This is a genomic window from Cellulosimicrobium sp. 22598 (genome assembly GCF_052044445.1).
GTDB lineage: Bacteria > Actinomycetota > Actinomycetes > Actinomycetales > Cellulomonadaceae > Cellulosimicrobium > Cellulosimicrobium cellulans_G.
In genome coordinates, this window is the sequence record NZ_JBQEMZ010000007.1 from 139,796 (window position 1) to 161,979 (window position 22,184).

General features: G+C 73.0%; 21 protein-coding genes. 16 read left to right on the forward strand and 5 right to left on the reverse strand.

All coding sequences use genetic code 11. The annotated features are described in order from the left end of the window. The first annotated feature begins 72 nt into the window (after window positions 1-72). The 7 genes from ACTJIY_RS09660 to ACTJIY_RS09690 are packed head-to-tail and all read left to right on the forward strand — an operon-like array spanning window position 73 to window position 7,733. Window positions 73-936 (forward strand): carbohydrate ABC transporter permease, encoded by an 864-nt coding sequence (locus tag ACTJIY_RS09660; RefSeq protein ID WP_440673637.1) that lies wholly within the window; start codon window positions 73-75, stop codon window positions 934-936. Next, window positions 936-1,766 (forward strand): carbohydrate ABC transporter permease, encoded by an 831-nt coding sequence (locus tag ACTJIY_RS09665; protein ID WP_440673636.1) that lies wholly within the window; start codon window positions 936-938, stop codon window positions 1,764-1,766. Before ACTJIY_RS09660 ends, ACTJIY_RS09665 begins: the two co-directional genes overlap by 1 nt. Window positions 1,767-1,825: 59 nt before the next feature. Then, window positions 1,826-3,142: an ADP-ribosylglycohydrolase family protein gene (locus ACTJIY_RS09670; protein ID WP_440673635.1), complete on the forward strand. Its 1,317-nt coding sequence runs from the start codon at window positions 1,826-1,828 to the stop codon at window positions 3,140-3,142. Then, window positions 3,139-4,038 (forward strand): PfkB family carbohydrate kinase, encoded by a 900-nt coding sequence (locus tag ACTJIY_RS09675; protein ID WP_440673634.1) that lies wholly within the window; start codon window positions 3,139-3,141, stop codon window positions 4,036-4,038. Before ACTJIY_RS09670 ends, ACTJIY_RS09675 begins: the two co-directional genes overlap by 4 nt. Next, complete coding sequence (locus tag ACTJIY_RS09680; protein ID WP_440673633.1) at window positions 4,035-4,979, forward strand: nucleoside hydrolase; 945 nt, start codon at window positions 4,035-4,037, stop codon at window positions 4,977-4,979. The genes ACTJIY_RS09675 and ACTJIY_RS09680 overlap by 4 nt, the downstream gene beginning before the upstream one ends. A 44-nt stretch (window positions 4,980-5,023) precedes the next feature. Continuing rightward, window positions 5,024-6,691, forward strand: a complete 1,668-nt coding sequence (locus tag ACTJIY_RS09685) for a glycoside hydrolase family 13 protein (protein WP_440673632.1) — start codon at window positions 5,024-5,026, stop codon at window positions 6,689-6,691. Between the two features lie 58 nt (window positions 6,692-6,749). After that, window positions 6,750-7,733, forward strand: a complete 984-nt coding sequence (locus ACTJIY_RS09690) for a LacI family DNA-binding transcriptional regulator (RefSeq protein ID WP_440673631.1) — start codon at window positions 6,750-6,752, stop codon at window positions 7,731-7,733. A 26-nt stretch (window positions 7,734-7,759) separates the two neighbouring features. Here ACTJIY_RS09690 and ACTJIY_RS09695 read toward each other — a convergent pair whose 3' ends face one another. Beyond that, entirely contained in the window at window positions 7,760-8,284 is a 525-nt protein-coding gene (locus ACTJIY_RS09695) for a DUF1992 domain-containing protein (protein WP_440673630.1), read from the reverse strand. 72 nt (window positions 8,285-8,356) lie between these two features. Here ACTJIY_RS09695 and ACTJIY_RS09700 point away from each other — a divergent pair, with 72 nt between their 5' ends. Both ACTJIY_RS09700 and ACTJIY_RS09705 read left to right on the forward strand, forming a co-directional pair. Next, a complete protein-coding gene (locus ACTJIY_RS09700) occupies window positions 8,357-8,959 on the forward strand; it encodes a TetR/AcrR family transcriptional regulator (protein ID WP_440673629.1) in 603 nt (200 codons plus the stop codon). Window positions 8,960-9,157: 198 nt separating this feature from the next. Further along, entirely contained in the window at window positions 9,158-11,086 is a 1,929-nt protein-coding gene (locus ACTJIY_RS09705) for a glucoamylase family protein (RefSeq protein WP_440673628.1), read from the forward strand. 184 nt (window positions 11,087-11,270) lie between these two features. Here the strand turns inward: ACTJIY_RS09705 and ACTJIY_RS09710 are convergent, their stop codons facing one another. The 3 genes from ACTJIY_RS09710 to ACTJIY_RS09720 are packed head-to-tail and all read right to left on the reverse strand — an operon-like array spanning window position 11,271 to window position 13,893. Next, a complete protein-coding gene (locus ACTJIY_RS09710) occupies window positions 11,271-12,287 on the reverse strand; it encodes a LacI family DNA-binding transcriptional regulator (protein ID WP_440673627.1) in 1,017 nt (338 codons plus the stop codon). Then, a complete protein-coding gene (locus ACTJIY_RS09715) occupies window positions 12,284-12,946 on the reverse strand; it encodes a hypothetical protein (protein ID WP_440673626.1) in 663 nt (220 codons plus the stop codon). The genes ACTJIY_RS09710 and ACTJIY_RS09715 overlap by 4 nt, the downstream gene beginning before the upstream one ends. Then, window positions 12,943-13,893 (reverse strand): sugar-binding transcriptional regulator, encoded by a 951-nt coding sequence (locus tag ACTJIY_RS09720; RefSeq protein WP_253051562.1) that lies wholly within the window; start codon window positions 13,891-13,893, stop codon window positions 12,943-12,945. Before ACTJIY_RS09720 ends, ACTJIY_RS09715 begins: the two co-directional genes overlap by 4 nt. Before the next feature lie 151 nt (window positions 13,894-14,044). On the opposite strand from ACTJIY_RS09720, the gene ACTJIY_RS09725 reads away from it, so the two are divergent. The 6 genes from ACTJIY_RS09725 to ACTJIY_RS09750 are packed head-to-tail and all read left to right on the forward strand — an operon-like array spanning window position 14,045 to window position 20,489. Next, the gene (locus tag ACTJIY_RS09725) at window positions 14,045-15,049 is read left to right on the forward strand and encodes an ABC transporter permease (RefSeq protein WP_087470399.1); all 1,005 of its coding nucleotides are present in this window, start codon (window positions 14,045-14,047) and stop codon (window positions 15,047-15,049) included. A 26-nt stretch (window positions 15,050-15,075) separates the two neighbouring features. Continuing rightward, window positions 15,076-16,086, forward strand: a complete 1,011-nt coding sequence (locus tag ACTJIY_RS09730; protein ID WP_440673625.1) for a substrate-binding domain-containing protein — start codon at window positions 15,076-15,078, stop codon at window positions 16,084-16,086. Between the two features lies 1 nt (window position 16,087). Continuing rightward, a complete protein-coding gene (locus tag ACTJIY_RS09735; RefSeq protein ID WP_440673624.1) occupies window positions 16,088-17,647 on the forward strand; it encodes a sugar ABC transporter ATP-binding protein in 1,560 nt (519 codons plus the stop codon). Window positions 17,648-17,679: 32 nt separating this feature from the next. Continuing rightward, complete coding sequence (locus tag ACTJIY_RS09740; protein ID WP_440673623.1) at window positions 17,680-18,339, forward strand: SIS domain-containing protein; 660 nt, start codon at window positions 17,680-17,682, stop codon at window positions 18,337-18,339. 2 nt (window positions 18,340-18,341) lie between these two features. Next, the gene (locus ACTJIY_RS09745) at window positions 18,342-19,817 is read left to right on the forward strand and encodes a xylulokinase (RefSeq protein WP_440673622.1); all 1,476 of its coding nucleotides are present in this window, start codon (window positions 18,342-18,344) and stop codon (window positions 19,815-19,817) included. Window positions 19,818-19,838: 21 nt separating this feature from the next. Further along, window positions 19,839-20,489 carry a transaldolase family protein gene (locus tag ACTJIY_RS09750; RefSeq protein WP_440673621.1) on the forward strand — a complete coding sequence of 217 codons (651 nt, stop codon included), beginning with the start codon at window positions 19,839-19,841 and terminating at the stop codon, window positions 20,487-20,489. Between the two features lie 88 nt (window positions 20,490-20,577). Here the strand turns inward: ACTJIY_RS09750 and ACTJIY_RS09755 are convergent, their stop codons facing one another. Next, the gene (locus ACTJIY_RS09755) at window positions 20,578-21,513 is read right to left on the reverse strand and encodes an NAD-dependent epimerase/dehydratase family protein (protein WP_440673620.1); all 936 of its coding nucleotides are present in this window, start codon (window positions 21,511-21,513) and stop codon (window positions 20,578-20,580) included. Between the two features lie 142 nt (window positions 21,514-21,655). On the opposite strand from ACTJIY_RS09755, the gene ACTJIY_RS09760 reads away from it, so the two are divergent. After that, window positions 21,656-22,183 carry a TetR/AcrR family transcriptional regulator gene (locus tag ACTJIY_RS09760; RefSeq protein ID WP_440673619.1) on the forward strand — a complete coding sequence of 176 codons (528 nt, stop codon included), beginning with the start codon at window positions 21,656-21,658 and terminating at the stop codon, window positions 22,181-22,183. Window position 22,184: the final 1 nt, after the last annotated feature.

Consider the following 22,184-nt stretch of genomic DNA (forward strand, 5'->3'; position numbering starts at 1 on the left):
ACCGGTTCCCCGGCCCGGGTCCGCCCCGAGCGGCGAGACGGACCCGGGCCGGGCCGGACGAGAGGTAACGGCATGAGGCAACGCACCAAGGTCTTCTACTGGATGGCGCTACCGGGCGTCCTGCTCTTCTTCGCCTTCCACACGGTCCCTGCCCTGCAGGGCGTCTTCTACAGCTTCACCGACTCGCGCGGCTACGGGGACTGGTCGTTCGTCGGCCTGGAGAACTACGTCGCGCTGTTCTCCGACCCGGTCGTCATCGGGAGCTACAAGTTCACGATCGGTTTCGCGCTGGTGGCGACCGTCCTGGCGAACGTCGTGAGCCTGGTCGTCGCGGTCGGGCTGACGGCGAACATCCGGCTGCGCGGGTTCCTGCGGGGCGTGTTCTTCCTGCCCGCGGTCATGGCCACCTTGGTGGTCGGTTACATCTTCAACTTCCTGTTCGCGAACGCGTTGCCCCCGGTCGGGCGCGCGACGGGCATCGAGGCGTTGTCGACCAACATCCTCGGCAACCCGTCGCTCGCGTGGGTCGGCGTCGTCGTCGTGACGGTCTGGCAGGCGTGCGCCACCACGATCGTCATCTACATGGCCGGCCTGCAGACCGTGCCCGAGGACGTGACCGAGGCCGCGATGCTCGACGGCGCCGGGGCGTGGCAGCGGTTCTGGCGCGTCACGTTCCCGCTCCTGGCACCGTTCTTCACCATCAACATGGTGCTGTCGCTGAAGAACTTCCTCATGGTGTTCGACCAGATCGTGGCCCTGACGGCCGGCGGACCGGGGACGTCGACGATGTCGATCTCCTACCTGATCTACCGCAACGGCTTCACCGGCGGGCAGTTCGCCTACCAGTCCGCGAACGCCGTCATCTACTTCCTCGTCATCGCGCTGCTGTCGATCGTCCAGCTGCGCGCACTGCGCAACCGAGAGGTGAGTGCCTGATGGATACCGCTCGTCGGCGCTCGAACTGGCTCGTCACCGGCCTGCTGCTCGTCGCCTCGCTCGCCGTGCTCGGCCCGCTGTACTTCACGGTCATCACCGCCGTGAAGTCCAAGTCCGACATGGGAGGCAATCTCTGGGCGCCGCCCACCCAGTGGCAGTGGTCCAACTTCACCGAGGCGATCGAGGTGACGAACTTCGGTCAGGCACTGACCAACAGCCTCGTCATCACGCTCGGGGTCGTGCTCCTCGCCGTGCTCACGAACTCCCTCGTGGGGTACGCGATCGCGCGCAACCTGCACCGCCGTTCCTTCAAGGTGATGTTCTTCTACCTGCTCTCGGCGCTGTTCATCCCGTTCCCGATCGTCATGCTCCCGCTCGTGAAGCAGATGAGCGCGCTGGGGCTGGACAACATCGGGGGCTTGATCCTGCTGTACGTGGTGTACAACCTGGCGTTCAACACCCTCTTGTACACGGGGTACATGCAGACGATTCCCGTGGCTCTGGAGGAGGCGGCGATGCTCGACGGCGCCGGCCCCTGGTCGACGTTCTGGCGCGTGATCTTCCCGTTGCTCACCCCGATCAACGCGACCGTCGCGATCCTGACGGGCCTGATGACGTGGAACGACTTCCTGCTTCCGCTGGTGATCCTGTCCGACGCCTCGCAGTACACGCTGCCGCTGGCGCAGTACGCGTTCCAGGGGCAGTTCAGCACCGACTACAACCTCGCGTTCGCGAGCTACCTCATGGCGCTGACGCCGATGCTCGTGATCTACCTGTTCGCCCAGCGCTGGATCATCGGCGGCGTCGCGCGCGGTGCCGTCAAGCAGTGACCCGAGCCCACTCCCCGAGCGAGGCCTGACCCGTGTACCCGACCCATCCGAGGATCACCATGCATGACGTTCTGGACCCGTGCGACACCGTCCCCGACGAGCTCGAACAGCTCCTCACCTCCGGGTACGTCGTCCCCGACACGCTGCGCGACGCGGTCCACGAGGCCACCCGGCTGCGCGACGCGACCGCCCTGCGCCGGCTCCTTGCCGACCTGGGGGGCGCAGCGGTGCGGGTCCCCGGGTGGGAGTACGAGGAGCCTGAGGATCTCGCCGGGATCCTCGCCGCGATGCCGGCCGTCGAGCGGGGAGACGGCGCAGTCCCCAGCCCCGGCGGGGACGCGTTGCGCGAGAAGGTGCACGGCGCCTGGCTCGGGCGCTGCGCGGGCTGCTGCCTGGGCAAGCCCGTCGAGGGGCTGACGCCTGAGCAGATCCGCGGTTATCTCAAGGCCGCGGGCGCGTGGCCGCTGCGCGACTACGTCCCGCTGCTGGACCCGCTCCCCGGTGACATCGAGCGGTTGAACCCGTCCTGGCGGACAGCGACGCGGGGCCGGGTGACGATGATGCCGCGCGACGACGACACGGACTACACCGTTCTCGCGCTGCACCTGCTCGAGACGTACGGGCGCGGACTGCGAGTCGAGGACGTCGCGCTCGAGTGGCTCGACAAGCTGCCGTTCCTGCAGACGTTCACCGCCGAGCGGGCCACGTACCGCAACCTCGTCTCCGGCGTCCCGGTCGTGGACGCCGGGACGCACGAGAACCCCTACCGGGAGTGGATCGGCGCCCTGATCCGGGCCGACCTCTTCGGCTACGTCAACCCGGGCGACCCTCGGGCCGCGGTCGAGCTCGCGTTCGTCGACGCCTCGCTGTCCCACACGGCCAACGGGGTCTACGGCGAGCTGTGGGCCGCGGCCCTCGTCGCCGGCGCGTTCGTCGCCGCCGACCCTCAGGACGCACTGCGCCGCTCGCTCGACTGGGTCCCCGCCAGGTCCCGGCTCGCCGCGACGCTGCGCCACGTCGTCGCCCTCCACGACGGCGGCGCCACCTGGGACGACGCGCTGGCGTGGATCGACGAGCGGTTCGCCGAGCACTCGTGGGTGCACACGCTCAACAACGCGGCCGTCATCGCCGCGGCGCTCCTGTGGGGCGGGGACGACGTCGCGCTCACCCTGGGGCTCGGGGTCCAGGCCGGGCTCGACACCGACTCCGCGACCGCGACGATCGGGTCGGTGCTCGGCGCCGTCCACGGAGCGTCCGCACTGCCGCAGCACCTGGTCGAGCCGCTCGCGGACCGCATCTCGAGCGCCGTGCGCGGGTACGACGGCTCGCGCATCTCCGACCTCGCCGACCGCACGCTCGCGCTGGTGGAGCGGTGACGGTCGGCGGGCTGCTGGTGGTCGGGTCCACCAACATCGACCTGAGCGTGGCGGTGGACCACGTCCCGGCGACGGGTGAGACGGTCCTGGCGCACGACGCCACCGACGGGCTCGGCGGCAAGGGCGCCAACCAGGCGTGCGCCGCCGCCCGCGCCGGGGCGCGCGTCGCGTTCGCAACCGCGCTCGGGGCGGACGGCGACGCCGCCCTCGACCAGCTCCGGTCGGCCGGTGTCGAGGTGACGCACGTTCAGCGCGTGGCCGCCCGCACGGGCCGTGCCCTGGTCACCGTCACCCCGGACGGGCAGAACACGATCGTCATCGTCCCCGGCGCCAGCTCGATGCTCGACCCCCAGCACGTGGCCCACGCGATCGGCACCACGGAGGCCAGCACCGTCCTGGCACAGTGCGAGATCCGCGGTCAGGTGGTCGTGGCCGCCGCACGCACGGCACGCCGGCGAGGCCTGCGGTTCGTGCTCAACCTCTCTCCCGCGACCGTCCTGCCGGTCGACGTCCTCGCCGACTGCGACCCCGTCGTGGTGAACGAGACCGAGGCCGCAGCCCTCGTCGGGTACGCGGTCGCCGACCTCGACACCGCGACGCAGGCCGCCCGCGACCTGGCGCGCCGCGCCCGCACCGTGGTCATCACGCTGGGCGCGGACGGAGCGGTCGTCGTTCCGGAGCCCGGAGAGCCTGTGCACGTGGCCGGGCACCGCGTCCCCGTCATCGACACCACCGGGGCCGGCGACGCGTTCGTCGGAGTCCTCGCGGCCGAACTGGCATCGGGCGCATCACTGATCGACGCCGTCCGTGCCGGCAACGCCGCGGGAGCAGCGGCCGTGCAGGTACGGGGCGCTCAACCAACGACCCTCACTGACCTCGAGGAGGCACCACTGTGACCGCGCGGATCATCCTGGACACCGACGTGGCGATGGGAGCGCCGGGAAGCGACATCGACGACGGGTTCGCGATCGGGCTCGCCGTCGCCGAGCCCGCGATCGACCTCGAGCTCGTCACCACCGTCGACGGGAACACCGACGTGCGCAGCGCGACCGTGCTCGCCCTCGAGCTGCTGGCCCGCCTCGAGCACGACGTGCCCGTCGTCCAGGGAGCCGCCGGCCCGCTCATGGATCCCTGGCGCCCACGCGCCACGGCGCTCGACCTCGACGCGCACCGCGGCGTGGTGGCCGCGCCCGGTCGGGCGGCGCAGGCCATCGTCGACCACGTCCTGGCCTCACCGGGCGAGGTCACGCTCGTCGCGATCGGACCGCTGACGAACGTCGCGACCGCCATGCTGCTCGAGCCGCGCCTGGCCGAGGCCGTGGCCGGCGTCGTGGTGATGGGCGGCTACTTCTTCGGCCAGCAGAACGACGTGCGGGTACCGGGGGAGTTCAACATCTGGGCCGACCCGGAGGCCGCGCAGATCGTCCTGCGCTCAGGCGCCGACGTGCGTCTCGTCGGCCTCGACGTCACGTACCAGGTCCGCATGACACAAGACCAGGCCGCCACCCTCGCGACCTCCGGTAGCCCGTTCGGATCGTTCGCGGGCCAGTGCGGCCTGGCCTGGATCCAGACGCTGCGCGAGCGCTACCCGCGGTCGAAGACCCACGGCAGCTTCCACCTGCACGACCCCCTCGCCGTCGCGACGCTCGCACGACCCGACCTCGTCGAGTGGCAGCCGGCTCATGTGCAGGTCGCGCTCGACGGCGTGGCCCGGGGCATCACGGTCGCCGACACGCTCGGCACGCACGGCGCGCCACCGGCCAACTGCCAGATCGCGACCGCCGTGGACGCCCCCGGCTTCGTCGACTACCTGACCTCGACCCTCTCCGCCCGCTGACGCCGCCCCGGCGCACCCGTCCCGTCCTCCCAGGAGTGCCTCGCATGACCGATCCCCTCGCCGTCGCCACCGACTGGTGGCGCAGCGCCGTGATCTACCAGGTGTATCCCCGATCGTTCGCCGACTCCGACGGCGACGGCGTCGGCGACCTGCCCGGTATCACCGCACGCCTGCCCCACCTCGCCGAGCTCGGCGTCGACGCGGTCTGGCTCTCGCCCTTCTACCGCTCACCCCAGGCCGACGCCGGGTACGACGTCTCCGACTACCGCGACGTCGACCCGGTCTTCGGCACCCTCGACGACTTCGCGGCACTGACCCGGCGCGCCCACGAGCTCGGGCTTCGGGTCATCATCGACGTCGTCGCCAACCACACCTCGGACGAGCACCCGTGGTTCCAGGAGGCCCTGGCGGCGCCGCCCGGAAGCCCGGAGCGGGCTCGCTACATGTTCCGCGACGGGCGCGGTCCGGACGGATCGGAGCCACCGAACAACTGGCGCTCGGTCTTCTACGGACCGGCCTGGACACGCGTCACCGAAGCCGACGGGCGGCCCGGCCAGTGGTACCTCCACCTGTTCGACACCAAGCAGCCTGACCTGAACTGGCAGGACGAGCGCGTCCGTGCCGAGTTCGACGACATCCTGCGGTTCTGGCTCGACCTCGGTGTCGACGGGTTCCGGGTCGACGTCGCGCGCGGCATGGTCAAGCAGGACGGCCTGCCCGACTTCCCCGTCGACCTCCAGCTCGGCTCGACACCCGCACCGGATGGCACCCGCACGCCGTTGTTCGACCAACCCGGCGTCCACGACATCTATCGCCGCTGGCGGTCCGTCCTCGAGGAGTACGGCGACGACCGGATCCTGGTCGCCGAAGCGCACGTGCGGCCTCCCAGCCGCCTCGCGCAGTACGTACGGCCCGACGAGATGCACCAGGCGTTCAACTTCGAGTTCCTCGACTGCCCGTACCGCGCCAAGGACCTGCGCGAGGTCATCACCGCGTCGTTGGAGGCGTACGGCGCCGTCGGCGCCCCATCCACCTGGGTGCTCAACAACCATGACGACGTGCGCCACGTCAGCCGACTTGGCCTACCCGTCGGAACCTGGACCGACGACGGCATCGGCCCACGGGATGACCAGCCCGACCTCGAGCTCGGCACGCGTCGCGCCCGCGCCGTCACCGCGGTCCAGCTCGCGCTCCCGGGCTCGGCGTACATCTACCAGGGTGAAGAGGTGGGCCTGCCCGAGCACACGACGATCCCCGACGACGCCCGGCAGGACCCCATGTTCGTCCGGTCCGGCGGGCGTGCCGCCGGGCGCGACGGCTGCCGAGTGCCGCTTCCCTGGGAGCCCGACCTTCCCGCCTTCGGGTTCTCTCCGACCGGGCGCGCCTGGCTCCCACAGGGTGAGGACTGGGGCCGGTACACGGTCGCAGCACAGCGCGAGGTGACCGGGTCGATGTACCGGCTCTACCGAGACGCCCTGTGGCTGCGCCGCGACCTCGCCCTCGGCACCGGAGACGTCGCGTGGACCGAGCTTCCCGGCAGTGACGCGGACGTGCTCGCGTTCTCCAACGGCCGGGTGCTCGTCATCGCGTCGATCGGCGCCGGACCGACTCCCCTTCCTCCCGGAGAGCTGCTCCTGGTCACCGCTCCGGTCGGCGACGACCGGGTCCTCCCGGATGACGCGACCGCCTGGCTCTTGATCGAGGACTCCTGACACACGACCTGTGCGCCCGCCCCGGTCAGGCACACTGGGGCGGGCGAAAGGACTGCCGATGACGACGATCCGAGACGTCGCACGCGTGGCCGGGGTGTCCCCGGCCACCGTGTCGCGCGTCGTGAACGGTCTGCCCGGCTACTCCGAGGTGACCCGCAAGAGGGTCGAACGTGCGGCCGCCGACCTCGGGTACGAGCCCGACACCCTCGCCCGGGGCCTCAAGACGCGGCAGAGCGCCGTGATCGGCGTCCTCACCCCAGTCGTCTCCGACGCCCTGGCTTCCGAGATCCTGCGCGGCGTCGAGGACGCCGCGCAGTCCGCCGGCCACACGGTCATGCTCGGACGCACAGGCGCCGGCGCCGTGCACGCCCCGGGATACCTCCGCACCTTTCGCACCTACCGCGCCGCCGGCGTCGTGCTCATCTCCGCTGCCGTCACCGCAGAGATGAGACGCGCACTCGGCGAGGGCACCCCGTTCATCGCCGTCGCCATCCGCGACGGCCGCGCCTTCCCCAGCATCGCGATCGACGACGAGAAGGCCGCCTACGACGGCACCCGTTACCTCCTCGGCCTCGGTCATCGCAAGATCGGCCTCCTCGGCGGAGACATCACCTCGCACCTCGTCAACACTCCCCGCCTCCGCGGATACGAACGCGCCATGCGCGAGATGCGCCTCGAACCCCACATCGCACACGGCAACTCTCTGTATGAGTCCGCACCCGCCGCCCTCGCGGCACTCCTCGACCGTGAGCCGGCCCTCACCGCCGTCTTCGCCCTCAGCGACGAGATGGCCGCCGCCACCGTCAACGAACTCCAGCGGCAAGGGCGGCGCGTCCCTGAGGACGTCTCCGTCCTCGGCTTCGACAACACCCGCACCGCCGTTCACGTCCAGCCGGCGTTGACCACGGTCGCGCAACCCCTGCGCAAGATGGGGGAGCTGGCGGTCGAGCGACTCCTGGGAACGGGGCCGAGCACCCGCATGCTCGACCACCGCATCATCGAACGCGGAACTGTCGTCGAGCGGTCCATGCCTGACAAGTGAGCCGGAGTCGGCGGTTCGCCGTGCAGCTACCGGCGCCGCCTGCGGAAAGGTCCGCGGCGGGGACGCTTCGTCTCGGTCGTCTCCGCGGCTGCTGCCGCCCGTGCCTCCGCGGCGCGTGCTGCCCGGCGCCGTGCCCATGCGGCGACGGTCTGGTCGACGTCCCGCGGCATGGTGACGAGCGGCGGGCCGGCGGGTGCTCGGTAGCGGCCGCGGAGCACGCGGCGGTTGAACTCCTCGACCTCGTGGCGCACGTCTTCCTCGACCCAGATCTCGTCGAGGCGCTCGTCGAGCGCAGCGTCTTCTCTGCGCAGCTCGATGGAGGGTGGGAGAACCACGAGCCGCTCGCGCTTGACGAGGTTCTTCAGCCACCAGTCGGGGTCGTAGCGGTCGGGGATGGGGAGCGGCTTGCCGCTGCCGGGGAGGTCGTCGAACTCGCCGCGTTCGATGGCCGTGCGGATGTGCAGGTCGGCCAGCAGGGCGATCGCCACCTCCTGGTCGACGGCGACGGCGTACGGGTTGAAGAACGCGGGGGACGGGTGCGGGTCGGCCATCGTCTCTCCCTCCCAGGGTTTGCCATACAGTTGTATTGTGTCACGCGTACCGCCGCAGGGAAGGGAGCCCGGGTGCCGAAGCTGGTGGACCACCAGGAACGCCGCGAGGCGCTCGCGCGTGCGCTGTGGCGGGTCGTCGACCAGCACGGCTGGACCAAGGCGACGATGCGCGAGGTCGCGAGCGAGGCCGGGGTCTCGCTCGGGCACGTGCAGCACTACTTCGCGTCGCGCGCCGGGATGCTGACCTTCGCGATGGAGTTCGCCGCCGAGCAGACCGCGGGCCGGGTCGCGCGGGGGCTGGCCGCGCTCGACCAGCCCCCGCACCCGCGGGACGTGCTCCGGCTGGTTCTCGTCGAGATGCTGCCCCTGGGGCCTGACGCGCGGGCGTCGAGCCGCATGAGCGCCGCGTACGTCCTGGAGGCGTTGCACGACCCGGCGCTGCGCGAGCGGGCGCGCCTCGGGCTCCGTGACGGCCGCGCCATGGTGGCGCAGCTCGTGCGCGATGCGATCACTGACGGACAGATCGCACCGGACCGCGACCCGGACGTCGAGACCGACCTGCTCCTGGCGCTGACCGGGTTCACCCCGCTGCTCGAGCTCGAGGTGATCGAGCCGCGGGCCGCGCTGGCCGCCATCGACCAGCACCTGGATCACCTCTTCGCCCGAGCCGCCTGACCGCGGTTGCCGCGAAGCGGCAGGGGTAGAGGCTCGCGTGGTGCGCGCACGGCCGCCCGTCGCGGCGGCGTCGCTCGACGCGGCGTCGTCGCCCGACGTGGGCTCCGTTGACCCCACCCGGCACCCGGGCTACTCTCTGCGCCCCCATTCGGAAAGTGCGCCCGAAATTTCGGGGGTCACGACACGAAGGAGTGCCTGATGGATGGAACGACCACGACCGCACGGAGCGGCGTGCAGCGCCGTCGCGGAGCCGCGCTCGTCGCGGGCGGACTCGTCGGCGGGCTGGCCCTGGCGGCCGGCCTCGCCGCTCCCGCCGCGGCGGAGAGCGTCCCGGCGGCGGGGAGCGTCCCCGCGACGGCGACGCCCGGCGTCGGGCCTGACGGCCTGACCGGCGCGCAGCGCGCGACCTTGGAGACGTACCTGGAGGACACGTACACCTCGCTGGAGGCCATGACGGACGAGGGGACCGGCCTGCCCGCGGACAACATCGAGGGTGACCTGGACCCGGCGTCGAGCAGCGCGTACACGTCGCCGACGAACATCGGCGGCTGGCTCTGGTCCACCGTCGTGGCGCGCGACCTCGGCCTGGTCGACGCCGCCGAGGCGCACGACCGCCTCGCGACGACGCTCGACACCGTCGCGTCCCTCGACCGGCACGACGCGAGCGGGATGTTCTACAACTGGTACGACCCGGCGACCGGCGACCGGGTCGAGACGTGGCCGGACAGCGGCGACGTCGTCCACCAGTTCCTCAGCTCGGTGGACAACGGCTGGCTGGCCGCGGGGCTGCGCGTCGTCGCGGAGGCGGAGCCGAGCCTCGCGGACGAGGCGCGCGCGATCTACGACGACATGCACTTCGGCGCCTTCTACAACCCGGACGCGCGTCCGGACCTCGGCGTCGGGCTGCTGCGCGGCGGGTTCTGGGACGAGGAGCCGCCCGGCTGCTCCGTGGCGGGCGACTACCTCGGCACGGGCACCGACGTCTACTACACGTGCCACCACTACGACACGACGGTCTCGGAGACGCGCATCGCGACCTACCTCGGCATCGCCGAGGGCGAGGTGCCGCCCGAGGCGTACTACGCGAGCTACCGGACGTTCCCGGACACGTGCGACTGGTCGTGGCAGGAGCAGAAGCCGATCGGGGAGACGCGCGAGTACCTGGGCGTCCCCGTCTTCGAGGGCGCGTACCGGTACCGCGACCTCGCGGTCGTCCCGGGCTGGGGCGGCTCGATGTTCGAGGCGCTCATGCCGGACATGCTGGTGCCCGAGGCGGAGTGGGGCCCGACGTCGTGGGGCGTCAACCACCCGCTCGTGGTGCGCGCGCACAAGGAGCACGGCCTCGACGAGGCCGGCTACGGGGCCTGGGGCTTCTCGCCCGCGAGCAACCCCTTCGGCGGGTACGCGGAGTACGGCGTCGACGCGATCGGCCTGCGCTCTGACGGCTACCTGTCCGACGGCGAGACCGACGTCGACCTCGGGTTCGAGGGCTGCCGCGAGGCGACGAACCCCGCGCCGGAGTTCGGCGACGGCGTCGTGACGCCGCACGCGTCGTTCCTCGGGCTCGCGTACGACACCGAGGGCGTGCTCGACAACCTCGCCCACCTCGCCGACGACCTCGGCGCGTACGGGCCGGGCGGGTTCTACGACGCGGTCGCCGTCCGCTCGGGCACGGTCGCCGAGCGCTACCTGTCGCTCGACCAGGCGATGATCGTCGCCGCGATCGGCAACGTCCTCGACGACTCGCGCCTCAAGGACTACTTCGTCGACGACCAGCTCGAGCAGCGGCTGCGCCCGCTCATGGCGGCCGAGACGTTCTCCGCCACGGCCGACCTCACGCCCGGCGTGGGCGCCGACGTCCAGGTCCAGGCGCGCTGCCTCGGCCACCGGGCGGCCGTCGCCGTCCGGGCGACGAGCACGGGGGACGGCCGCGCGGACATCACGCTCGCCACGCCCTACGGGTCGCGGTCGTTCGACGACGTCGTCCCGCACCGCAGCACCTACCAGTCGTTCGCGGCGCGCACGGCGGAGATCCCGTCCGGCACCGCGACGGTGACTGTCACGTCCGACGACGGGTCGACGACCCAGGAGCTGTCCTACCGCTACGCGGGCGTCTCCTGCGGCTGACCGGCCGCCTGCTCGCCGGTCGACCGGCACGCGACGACGGGAGGGACGCGGACCGCGTCCCTCCCGTCCGTCGTGGTCCCGGCGTGCCCCGGGCGCGAGCGTCCGGACCGCGCGTCAGGACCGCCCAGGCCGCGTCGGGCTCGCACGTCAGGACCGCACGTCAGCACCGCGCGCCACGGCCGTCTCACGACCGCGGGGGAGCGGTGGACTCCCGGACGACGAGGCGTGTCGCGAGCTCGGTACGCAGCGTGTGCCCGTGCGCGGTGCGCGCGCGGTGCACGAGCCCGACGGCGGAGGCGCCCATCTCGACGAGCGGCTGGCGGACCGTGGTGAGGGGCGGGTCGGTCCAGGGCGCGACGGGGAGGTCGTCGAACCCGACGAGCGAGACGTCGTCCGGCACGGACAGCCCCGCCTCGCGCAGCGCGCGCAGCGCGCCGAGCGCCGTGTCGTCGCTGCTCGCGAAGATCGCCGTCGGGGGGTCGTCGCGGGCGAGCAGGCGCTGCGTCCCCTCGTAGCCCGCGGGGACGCCGTACGTGCTCAGGCAGACCAGGTCCTCGTCGACGGGCACGCCCGCCTGGATCATCGCGGCGCGGTAGCCGGCGAGCCGCGCGATCGCGTTGTCCTGCTCCGGCACACCCGTGATCGTCGCGATGCGCCGGTGCCCGAGCTCCAGCAGGTGCGTCGTCGCCTCGAGCGCCCCCTGGAAGTTCGCCGCGCCCACGCTGAGCACGTCCTCGGGCGGGCGTCGTCGCGGATCGACGACGACGAGCGGCACCCCGGCGGCCGCGAGCGTCGCGCGTGCCTCGGCGTCGGGCACCGCGACGACGCTCACGAGGCCGTCCGTGCCCCGGGCGAGCGCGTGCCAGACCCACGCGCCGCAGTCGTCGGGGTCCAGCTCCACGGACAGCACGACGTCCAGGCCCAGGCGCCGCGCCTCCGCGACCGCGCCGCGCACCACCGCCTCCGACCACGGGCCCTCGAAGTCGACGATGCGGACGTCGACGAGTCCCGTCCGCTTGGCCGTGGGAGGCCGGATCTCGTAGCCGTGGCGCCGCAGGACCTCGGCGACCCGCTCGCGCGTCGCCGCCGAGACGTCCGGGCGCGCGTTGAGCACCTTCGACACGGTCGGGACGGACACCCCGGCCTCGGCCGCGACGGCGGCGAGGGGGACGTTCCGCCGGCCGGGCCGCGCGGTGCTCATCCGGCTCCTTCGTCCCCGTCGCGCCGCGGAGCGACCTCCGTGGCGCGCGCCGCCGTCAGCCAGCCGTGCGGGTCCTCGCTCGCGACGAGGTCCGTCCCGGACACGAGCCACGTGGCCCCGGCGCGGAGCGCCTGCGGGACGATCGAGCGCGTGACGCCGCCGTCCAGGCCGACGGCGTGACCCGGGCCCGCGACCTGCCCGACCGTGGCGAGCGCGTCGACCTGGAACGTCGAGCCGGCGTGGCCGGGGGTGATCGACATGACGAGGACGTCCGTCCCGGGCTCGACCTCCGGTACCTCGACGCCGGGCGAGAGCGCGACGCCGGCGCGTGCGCCTCGCGCGCGGACGCGGTCGAGGGCGGCGCGCCAGTCGCGCGTCCCCGCGTGGACGACGACGAGCTCGCAGAAGTCGGTCCAGGGGTCGACCTCGCGCAGCGGCTCCTCGACCATGAGGTGCGCCTCGGCGGCGAGCCCGCTGGCGGCGGTCACGGCCGCCGCCTCCGCGGCGGTGAAGCCGCCCGCGGCGGCGTAGCGGCCGTCGGTCCGGTCCCAGTGGACGGTGCGGAGCCCGGCCCGAGCGAGCCGCTCGGCCTCCGCGGCGACGCGGTCGCGCGGCGTCGACCAGAACGACGCGGCGACGCGGGTGCGGGAAGCCCTCATCGGCTCGCGCCGCGAGCGACGGGCGGGAGGTCGAGCAGGGCCTCGGCGCACCGCTGCTCGGTGACGAGGGCGGAGACGAGGCCGGACCGCGTGACGGCGTGGACGGCCGCCGCCTTCTCGTGCTCGGCGGCGACGGCGATCACCTGGGGCACGCGGGCGAGCTGGCGTGCGGAGATCGAGAGGCACCGCTCGGCGAAGTCGGGGACGAGGTCGCCCTCGGCGGTGAGGAGGATGCCCGCGATCTCGGCGCGGACGCCGCGCGCGGTGAGGTCGTCCCGCTCGTCGCGTCCGAGGACCTCGCGGAGCTGGGAGATCGGCGGGTCCCACGAGCCGATCGCGACGACCGCGACGTCGACCCGGTCGAAGAGCGAGAGCGCGCGGGCGATGTCGGGCTGGCGGCGCAGCGTCGCCGCGGTCGCGGCGTCCTCGACGACCAGGGGCGCGAAGATCGCGTGCGCGTCGCCGCCGGCGCGCAGGGAGACGCGGCGGATCACCTCGACGGGGGAGTCGGAGAGGTCGGAGCCGACCGCGCCGGTGAGCTGGACGACGGTCACGGGGGGCAGCGCGGTGAGGCGCTCCGTCATGGCGGTGAGCGTCCGTCCCCACGCGAAGCCGAGGGTGTTGCCCGGGCGCAGCGACCGGGTGAGCAGCTCCGCGGCGGCCGCGCCGACGTCCTCGCGCAGCTCGGGCACGGTGTCGCGGCCCTGGACCACGAGGCACTCGTCGAGGCCGAGGTGCGAGCGCAGGCGCGCGGAGAGGGCCGGGTCGACGACGCCGGCGTCATCGATGGTGATGGTCACGATCCCGGCCTCGAGCGCCTGCTCGAGCATCCGGGCGACCTTGAACCGTGAGACGCCGAGCTCCGCGCCGATCTCGACCTTGGAGGCCGAGTCCACGTAGTAGCGGCGGGCCACGTGTGCCAACTCGTGGCGCGAGAAGTCCGTCATGTCACCCATTCTTGCTCATCTGAGCGCTCGTCTGCGCATATGTTACCGATCTGTGATCGAGGCGCGTTGCTTGTGGCCTCGTGGTGTCCATACTATCGACATACGAGCAATCGCGTGCTCATATGAGCACCCGCAAGGAGGCGAGAAGTACATGTCGCGACGACGCGTCCCCGACGAGGTCGGGATCGCGGGGATCTTGGTCCTCGTGGTGGTGGTGATGAGTCTGCTGTCCCCGAACTTCCGCACCGCCGGGAACTTCGAGGTCCTGCTGCTGAACGGCGCCGTGGTGGCGCTGCTCGCGCTGGGCCAGACCTTCGTGCTGCTCACCGGTGGCATCGACCTCTCGACGGGGTCCAACCTCGCCCTCACGGGCATGGCCGCGGCGCTCGGGATGCAGGCGGGCCTGCCGTGGTGGGCCGCGACGGTCCTCGCGCTCGTCGTCGGCGTCGCGGTGGGCCTCGTCAACGGGATCTTCGTGCACTACCTGCGCCTGCCCCCGTTCATCGCGACGTTCTCGATGTTCGGCATCGCCGGGAGCATCCCCATGATCCTCACGGGCGCGGCGTCGGTCACGGTGCGCGACCCGATGTTCGCCTTCCTCGGGCGCGGCGGGGTGTTCGGCATCCCGACGCCGATCCTCATCGTGGCGCTCGTCGCCGTCGTCTTCAGCGTCCTCCTGGCGCGCACGAGCACGGGCGTCCACATCTACGCGCTCGGCGGCAACAAGGAGACGGCGCGCCTCGCGGGCATCCACACCGGGCGCACCACGCTCTTCGTCTACGCGGTCTCCGGTCTGTGCGCCGCGCTCGCGGGCGTCGTGACGACCTCGCGCCTCATGGTCGGGTACCCGTCCGCCGGCTCGGGCAACGAGCTCTTCTACTCGATCGCCGCCGCGGTGGTCGGCGGCGTGAGCCTGTTCGGCGGGGTCGGCTCGATCGGCGGCGCGCTGCTCGGTGCGGTGCTCATCGCGACCGTCTCGAACGGCATGAACGTCGTCGGCGTCGACAGCTTCTGGCAGCCCCTCGTCATCGGCGTGATCATCCTCGCCGGCGTCAGCCTCGACACCTACCGCCGCTCGCTCTCGACCACCGGGGGGAGAGGCCGCCTCTTCCTCCAGCTCCTGCAACCACGTCGCGCCTCGCGCGCCACGTCCTGACCCCCACCGCTCGAAGGAGAGTTTTCATGCGACGCAAGATCATCGTCTCGGCCCTCGCCGTGACCGCCCTCGCCCTCGCGGGCGCCTGCTCCGCCGTCGACACCGGCACCGGCACCGGCGACGCGAGCGGGAGCGGCGGGACCGACCAGGCCCAGACCACGCTGCCCGCGTCCTGCGACGGGGAGAACCCGTACGTCGCGGTCAGCCTCCCGAACCTCACCAACCCCTACTACGTGGCGATGAAGAAGGGCTTCGAGGACGGCGGCGCCGCCAACGGGTTCGACGTCGAGGTGCAGGTCGCGAACGACGACGACGCCCAGCAGCTCGCCCAGGTCGAGGCCATGCTGCAGAAGGACCCGTGCGCGCTCGCGCTGAACCCCGTGAAGTCGGAGCCCGCCGCGGGGATCGTCAAGGCGGCGAACGACGCCGGCGTGCCCGTCTTCACCGTGAACGTCATCGTCGACGAGGACGCGCTCGCCGCCCAGGGGGCGTCGATCGTCCAGTACCTCGGCGCGGACAACGAGGCGGGCGGCCGCGCGATGGGCGAGAAGGTCCTCGAGGACCTCGGCGCCGACGCCGCGCTGAGCATCGGCTTCATCACCGAGCCCGACGAGCGCCCGGTCGTCATCCGCGACGAGGGCTTCACCGACGCGGTGTCGGCCAACCCGAACGCCTCCGTCGTCGCCAAGGTCGACGGCAACGTCAAGCCCGACGACTCGCTGCGCGTCACGGGCGAGATGCTCCAGGGCAACCAGGACATCAACGTCATCTGGGCCTCGACCGGCCCCGCCGTCTACGGCGCGCTCCAGGCCCTGGGCAACCGCACCGACGTCGCGCTCTACGGGTTCTGCGCCTCCGAGGAGACGCTCACCGAGGTGTACCGCGGGTGCGTCGCCCAGGAGCCGGAGAGCTACGGCACCCAGGTGACCGAGCAGATCCGCGCGTACGTCGACGGCGAGGACGTCGAGCCGGAGATCCTCCTGCCGCTCAAGGCGTTCACCGTCGGCGAGACCCCTGCGCCGGGGGAGGTCGGCTGACATGACCGACGTCACGACGTCGGTCCCGCGGGGCGCCGCCGAGGGCGGCGCCCTGCGGGCCAGCGGGATCGTCAAGAGCTTCTCGCACGTGCGGGTGCTCAAGGGCATCGACCTGACGCTCGCGGCGGGCACGGTCACCGGGCTCGTCGGGCACAACGGCGCCGGCAAGTCGACGCTGCTCCGCGTGCTCGCCGGGGCGCACCCCGCCGACGAGGGCACGGTGACCGTGGACGGCCACGAGCTGCCCCAGGGCTCCCCGACCGCCGCGCTCGACGCCGGGATCTCGACCGTCTACCAGGAGCTGTCGCTCCTGCCGAACCTCACGGTCACGCAGAACGTGTTCCTCGGCCGTGAGCTGACGCGCGGCGGGGCGCTCGACCGCCGCACCATGCGCGAGCAGTCGCGCGCGCTCGCGGACCGGTTCGGCCTCGCGGTGGACGTCGACCGCAAGCTGGGCGCCTACCCCGTCGCGACCCGCCAGCTCCTCGAGATCGCGGTGGCCGTGGCGCGCGACGCGCGCTACCTGCTGCTCGACGAGCCGACGACGAGCCTCGAGGGCGGGCAGGTCGAGCGGTTCCTCGAGACCGTGCGCGACCTGGCCCGCACCGAGGGCCTCGGGATCCTGCTCGTCGACCACAAGCTCGACGAGCTGTACGCGGTCGCCGACCACGTCGTCGCGCTCGTCGACGGCGAGGTCCGCATCGCCGGCCCGGCCGGCACGGTCGACCGCCAGGCGGTCGTGCACGCGATCGCCGGGGACGAGGCGACCGCCACCACGGGCGGGGTCACCGAGCCGGCGCACCGCACCGACGTCGTCCCGCTCGACGCGGGCGCGCGCCCGTCCCTCGTGGTGCGGAACCTGCGCACGCCCACGCTCGCCGACGTCAGCCTCACGGCCCACCCCGGCCGGGTGCTGGGGGTCTACGGGCTCATCGGCGCCGGCCGCACCGAGCTGCTGCGCACGCTCGTCGGCCTCGACAAGGTCCTGGGCGGGAGCATCGAGCTCGACGGCGCGCCGTACCGGCCCGCGGCTCCCGCCGAGGCCCAGCGGCGCGGGCTCGTCTACCTGACCGAGGAGCGCAAGGTCGACGGCATCGTCGGGGGGCTGGACGCGACGACGAACGTCGTCCTCCCGGTCCTCGACCGGTACCGCCGGCTCGGCCTGCTCGACAAGCGGCGCATGCGCCGCGAGGCGGCGGCGCTCATGGACCGCATGCAGGTGCGCGGGGACCGCGAGGGCCCCGTCGAGCGCCTGTCGGGCGGCAACCAGCAGAAGGTGCTGCTCGCCCGCGTCCTGGCGCAGGCACCGCGCGTGCTGCTGCTCGACGAGCCGACCAAGGGCGTCGACATCGGCGTCAAGACCGAGATCCACAAGCTCCTGCGCTCGCTGGCCCACGACGACGGGCTCACGGTCGTCGTCGTGTCCAGCGAGGAGGAGGAGATCCTCGAGCTTGCGGACGACGTCGTCACCCTCACGGAGGGCCGGTGCGACGGCGACGTCGTCGCGGCCGGCGACCTGTCCTCCGTGGACCTGCGGCACGCGGCCTGGAGCGCCGCGTGACCTCACCGAGAACCCCTGGACGAGGAGTACCCATGACCATCCCCGACACCACGACGCGCCGCCGTGCCGCCGTGCTCGAGACCGCCCGGGCGGTCGTCGCGCACGAGGCGCAGGGGGTCGCCGCGAGCGTGACCGACCTGGGCGACGTGTTCCTGGACGTGGTCCAGCGGGTGTACGAGTGCACGGGCAAGGTCTTCGTCACCGGGGCCGGCACGTCCGGCGCGGTGGCGCGCCGCATGGCGCACCTGCTCTCCGTGTCCGGCACCCCGTCGGTGTTCATCTCGGGCGCGGACGCGCTGCACGGCACGATGGGCGCGATGGCCCCGGGCGACATCCTCGTCGCGATCTCCCGCGGGGGTGGGAGCGACGAGATCAACGACCTGGTCGTGCGCGCCAAGGAGCGCGGCGTCGACACGGTCGTCGCGGTGACGGCGGACGCCACCTCGCGCCTCGCGCGGAACGCGGACGTCGTGGTCGAGCTGACGATGATCCCGGGGATCGACCCCGGCGAGGTCATCGCGATGGGATCTACCCTCGTGACGGCAGCGTGGGGCGACGCGCTCGCCGTGGTCCTCATGCGGATGCGCGGGTACTCGTGGGAGAACGTCCTGCACTCGCACCCGTCGGGGGCCGTCGGCAAGATCGACGAGGCGCCCCAGGAGCTGCCGCCCCTCGAGCCCTACTGGAAGTAGCCATGGACCTTGTCGCAGGGGTCGACTCCTCGACCCAGTCCTGCACCGTCGAGCTGCGCCGCCGGGACGACGGCGCGCTCGTCGGGACCGCGTCGGCCCCCCATCCCCGCACCGCGCCCCCCGTCAGCCGGCAGGACCCGCGGGACTGGTGGGCCGCGTTCCGGGCGGCGTTCTCGGGCGCCCTGCGCGACGCCGACGCCGACCCGGCGCAGGTCGTCGCGCTCGCCGTCGGCGCCCAGTGCCACGGGCTCGTGCTGCTGGACCGGAGCGGCGAGCCGCTGGCCCCCGCGCCCCTGTGGAACGACACGACGGCGGGCCCGGCGGCCGCGAAGGTCGCCCACGAGTACGGGCTCGGACGGTGGATGGAGGACGTCGGCATGGCGCCGTCGTCCGCCCTGACCATCATGAAGCTCGCGCACGTGGCGGAGACCGACCCCGCGCTCCTCGAGCGCGTCGCGCACGTCCTCGTGCCGCACGACTACCTCACCTACCGGCTCACCGGGTCGACGGTCACCGACCGGTCCGACGCCGCCGGGACCGGCTACCTCGACGTCCACCGCGGCGTCTGGCGGCCCGAGCTCCTGGACCGCTTCGTCTCGCCGGACGTCGGCTGGGAGGACGTCCTCCCGACCGTCCTCGGTCCCGACACCCCGGCCGGGACCGTGTGTCCGGACGTCGCCGCCGAGCTCGGGCTCCGGCCGGGCGTCGTCGTCGGTCCGGGCGGGGGAGACCAGCACCTCGCCGCCGTCGGGCTCGGCCTCGTCGAGGGCGACCTCGGGGTCTCGCTCGGCACGTCCGGCGTCGTCCTCAGCCCGCGTCGCACGTCCGTCGTCGACCCCCTCGGCACGGTCGACTCCGTGTGCGACGCGACCGGCGGGTATCTGCCGCTCGCGTGCACGCTCAACGCCGCCAAGGTCACCGACACCTTCGCGCGGCTCCTCGACGTCGACCACGCGACCCTCGAACGCCTCGCGCTCGCCGCCCCCGTCCGGGGAGAGCGGCCGACGCTCGTCGCCTACCTCGACGGCGAGCGCACCCCGCGGCGACCGGGCGCGACCGGCGTGCTCGGCGGGATCACCGGAGAGACCACGCGGGAGGACCTCGCGCTGGCCGCGTTCGAGGGTGTCGTCGCCGGCCTGGTCGGGGCGGCCCGCGCGCTCGAGCGGGTGGGCGTCGACACGAGCGGGGAGGTCGTCGTCAACGGCGGCGGCGCCCGGTCGCTCGCGTACCGGCAGGTCCTCGCCGACGCCCTCGGCCGCCCCGTCGTGCGTCGTGCGGCCCCCGAGGCGACGGCGCGCGGGGCGTGCGTCCAGGCCGTCGCCGTCCTCGAGGGCACCACCGTGGCGGGAGTCGCCGCGTCGTGGGCGCCCGAGGTGCTCGACGTCGTCCCGCCCCGCGACGTGCCCGCGACGATCGACGCCCCCTACTACGACCTGCTCGCCACGGTCGCGGACCGGCCCCGGCCGCCCGCGGCCTGACCGCACCACCAGGGAGAACGCATGCTGTACATCGACTCCGCCGACCGCGACCAGGTCGAGCGGCTCCTCGCGACCGGCCTGTTCGCCGGCGTCACCACGAACCCGACGATCCTGCGCCGGGCGGGCCTCACCGTCGACGACGCCCCCGACGTCCACCGGTGGGCGCGCGCGGCCGGCGCGGGGACGGTGTTCCTCCAGGCCGTCGGCCCGGACGAGGCGGCGCTGGAGGCGCACGGCCGGGAGCTCGTCGGCCTCGGCCCGGACGTCGTCGTCAAGCTGCCCGCGACCCGCGACGGCCTCGCCGTCTCTCGCCGGCTGACGCGCGAGGGGGTGCCCGTGCTCGTCACGGCGGTCTACCACGCGTCCCAGGCGCTCCTCGCGGACGCGGCCGGTGCGGGCTGGATCGCGCCCTACGTCGGGCGGATGAGCGACCTGGGCCTCGACGGCGTCGAGCAGACGGTCGACCTCCACGCGACGTTGCTCGCGTCGGGCCAGGGGTGCCGCGTGCTCGCCGCGAGCCTGCGCGACACGACCCAGGTCGCGGCGCTCGCGGCCCGCGGGATCGAGGACTTCACGCTGTCCAGCGCACTCTGCGCGGCGCTCCTGGAGAACCCGGACACCGTCGCCGCCGCGGCGCAGTTCGAGACGGACGCGTACGCGGCGCGCGCGTGACGGCTCGGGCTCCTCGGCGTCGTCGAGCTGGTCGTCGCGCCGGTGACGTCTGAGGACACGTGGCGCGTCGCCAGCCAGGGCCCGCCGCTCAGGAGTTCCGCTGCGCCTCGTGGCGGAGGATCTCGAGGCCGGTGCGGTACGGGGTGACCTCGAAGTCCGGGAACCGTGCCGTGAACGTCGAGGAGTCGAAGCGGTTGTCGTGCTCGTAGCGGGGGAGCAGCTCTCGCAGCTCGCGCACCTGTGCGGACACGACGCCTGCCGCGGTCAGGGCCCACCGGGGGAGCACGGCGTACCGGGGGCTGCGCCCGAAGGTCTCGCTCGCCAGCGTGACGAGCTCGCGGTAGGTGGGCCGGTGGTCGGGGGTCGGCAGGTGCCACGTCTGCCCGTAGGCGTCGGGCGTGGTGCCCAGGCGGGCGAGAGCGCGGGAGGCGTCCGGGGTCCAGATCAGGGTGCGCTCGCGGTCGGCGCGCACCGGGACGAGCGCCCTCTCGCCGGCCGCGATCCTGTCGAGGACGAGGGTGTTCGTGAAGCTCTGCGTGCGGCCCGGGCCGTAGAACTCCGGTGCCCGCGCGATGAGGACGGGGATGTCGCCGCGGGCCATCTCCTCGAGCACCGTCGTCGCCATCGCCGCGCGCACCGCCCCCTTGCGCCCTACCGGGGCGAACTCCGTCTCCTCGGTCTGCACCCGGTCGTCCTGCGGGTACATGTACGTGTTGTCGAAGTAGGCGAACGCGGCCCCCGCGGCGCGGGCCGCATCGAGCGCGTTCCTGAGCATCGTGGGGAACCGTTCCTCCCACAGCCGCGTGTCCGCCGGCAGTCCGGCGGTGAAGTAGACGGTGCTGCTGCCGGCGACGGCCGCGGCGGTCTGCTCCGCGTCGAGCAGGTCGGCGCGCGCGAGGAGGTCCGTGTCGTTGACCGGGCGCGGGTTGCGGCTGACGAGGCGGAGCTCGCCCGGGTGCTCGCGGTGGAGCTCTCGCGCGAGCTCGACGGCGATCTGGCCGTTCGCTCCCAGGATCGTCTGCATCCTCGACCTTCCCCTTCCCGAGGAGGTAATGTTGACGGTGTACACATCAGCGTAGGAACGGAAGTGAGCAGTGTCAACATCGAGGTCGGGCTATCACCACGGCGACCTGCGGGCGGCACTGATCACCGCAGCGGTCGAATCCTTGGAAGCCGGAGAGACGTTCTCCCTCCGTGCTGTCGCGCGCCGCGCCGGCGTCTCTCCCACGGCCCCGTACCGGCACTTCGCCGACCGCGACGCACTCGAGGCGGCGGTCGCGGTGGAGGGGTTCACGGACCTCGGTGAGGACCTGCGCCGCGCCGCGGAGACGCTCCCCGAGGGCGCGAGCGCCGCCGACGAGATCACTGCGCTCGGGACGGCCTACGTGTCCTTCGCGCTGCGGCGCCCGGCGGTGTTCCGGCTGATGTTCGGCAACGCGTGCGACGACGCGGACAGCGAGCGCGTCCGGGCTTCCCGGACGCTGCACGCCGTGCTCGAGCAGGCCGTCGCTCGCCTGTTCCCCGCCGCCGATCCCGCGAGCCTGTCGACGGCGCTCTGGAGCCTGGCCCACGGCCTGGCGTTCCTCCACCTGGACGGCAAGCTCAGGCCCGGGCCTGCGGACGAGGTCGTCGACCGCGTCCGATCGTCCGTCGTCGCCGTCCTGTCCCTGGCCGCCGTGCCGACCGGCAGGTAGG

Coding starts and splice junctions, on each gene's coding strand:
- ACTJIY_RS09660 (WP_440673637.1), top strand. CDS start 73: ATGAGGCAACGCACCAAGGTCTTCTACTGGATGGCGCTACCGGGCGTC.
- ACTJIY_RS09665 (WP_440673636.1), top strand. CDS start 936: ATGGATACCGCTCGTCGGCGCTCGAACTGGCTCGTCACCGGCCTGCTG.
- ACTJIY_RS09670 (WP_440673635.1), top strand. CDS start 1,826: ATGCATGACGTTCTGGACCCGTGCGACACCGTCCCCGACGAGCTCGAA.
- ACTJIY_RS09685 (WP_440673632.1), top strand. CDS start 5,024: ATGACCGATCCCCTCGCCGTCGCCACCGACTGGTGGCGCAGCGCCGTG.
- ACTJIY_RS09690 (WP_440673631.1), top strand. CDS start 6,750: ATGACGACGATCCGAGACGTCGCACGCGTGGCCGGGGTGTCCCCGGCC.
- ACTJIY_RS09695 (WP_440673630.1), bottom strand. CDS start 8,284: ATGGCCGACCCGCACCCGTCCCCCGCGTTCTTCAACCCGTACGCCGTC.
- ACTJIY_RS09705 (WP_440673628.1), top strand. CDS start 9,158: ATGGATGGAACGACCACGACCGCACGGAGCGGCGTGCAGCGCCGTCGC.
- ACTJIY_RS09710 (WP_440673627.1), bottom strand. CDS start 12,287: ATGAGCACCGCGCGGCCCGGCCGGCGGAACGTCCCCCTCGCCGCCGTC.
- ACTJIY_RS09715 (WP_440673626.1), bottom strand. CDS start 12,946: ATGAGGGCTTCCCGCACCCGCGTCGCCGCGTCGTTCTGGTCGACGCCG.
- ACTJIY_RS09720 (WP_253051562.1), bottom strand. CDS start 13,893: ATGACGGACTTCTCGCGCCACGAGTTGGCACACGTGGCCCGCCGCTAC.
- ACTJIY_RS09725 (WP_087470399.1), top strand. CDS start 14,045: ATGTCGCGACGACGCGTCCCCGACGAGGTCGGGATCGCGGGGATCTTG.
- ACTJIY_RS09730 (WP_440673625.1), top strand. CDS start 15,076: ATGCGACGCAAGATCATCGTCTCGGCCCTCGCCGTGACCGCCCTCGCC.
- ACTJIY_RS09735 (WP_440673624.1), top strand. CDS start 16,088: ATGACCGACGTCACGACGTCGGTCCCGCGGGGCGCCGCCGAGGGCGGC.
- ACTJIY_RS09740 (WP_440673623.1), top strand. CDS start 17,680: ATGACCATCCCCGACACCACGACGCGCCGCCGTGCCGCCGTGCTCGAG.
- ACTJIY_RS09745 (WP_440673622.1), top strand. CDS start 18,342: ATGGACCTTGTCGCAGGGGTCGACTCCTCGACCCAGTCCTGCACCGTC.
- ACTJIY_RS09750 (WP_440673621.1), top strand. CDS start 19,839: ATGCTGTACATCGACTCCGCCGACCGCGACCAGGTCGAGCGGCTCCTC.
- ACTJIY_RS09755 (WP_440673620.1), bottom strand. CDS start 21,513: ATGCAGACGATCCTGGGAGCGAACGGCCAGATCGCCGTCGAGCTCGCG.